1 pseudogene is annotated in these 433 nt (G+C 26.6%); it reads right to left on the bottom strand.

Going from position 1 to position 433, the window contains the following annotated elements:
* Window positions 1-212: pseudogene (locus tag NG901_RS16625) on the bottom strand (ABC transporter substrate-binding protein); the annotation flags it as partial.
* Between the last annotated feature and the right edge of the window lie 221 nt (window positions 213-433).

Genomic DNA, 433 nt, shown 5'->3' with positions numbered 1-433 from the left:
ATGGTAATTCCTTCTTTATCAAAGAAGCCCTCACTAATTGCAACATACATAGGTCCATAGAAAACAGAACGAGTAACCTCATTTAAACGAACAGTAACTTTTGCATCCTCACTAGTAGTTTTAGAAGAACTCTTAGAATTACAAGCAATTAAAGAAGTAGCCAAAGTAAGAATTACAGTTAAAGAAAGTAAAAGCTTTAAACCTTTTTTCATTAAATTGCATCTCCTATAAAGTAATGATTAGGCTAAAAAAGACTTAACTATTTAAACTAAGTCATTTTTTATTGAGCCTAAAGTCTTTCTGTTGTATATTATGAAATTTTATATAAAAGAGTGTTAAATTGATGAATTATATGTAAGAAAATTAATCGTTAGCGTAGAGTGCCTTGTGTTTAATAATAGAAATTATTTTTTATAAATAATGTTTTTATAAG

It is taken from the genome of Clostridium sp. CMCC3677 (assembly GCF_023845585.1).
GTDB lineage: Bacteria > Bacillota > Clostridia > Clostridiales > Clostridiaceae > Clostridium > Clostridium aquiflavi.
This window is presented reverse-complemented; position numbering and strand designations above follow the sequence as displayed.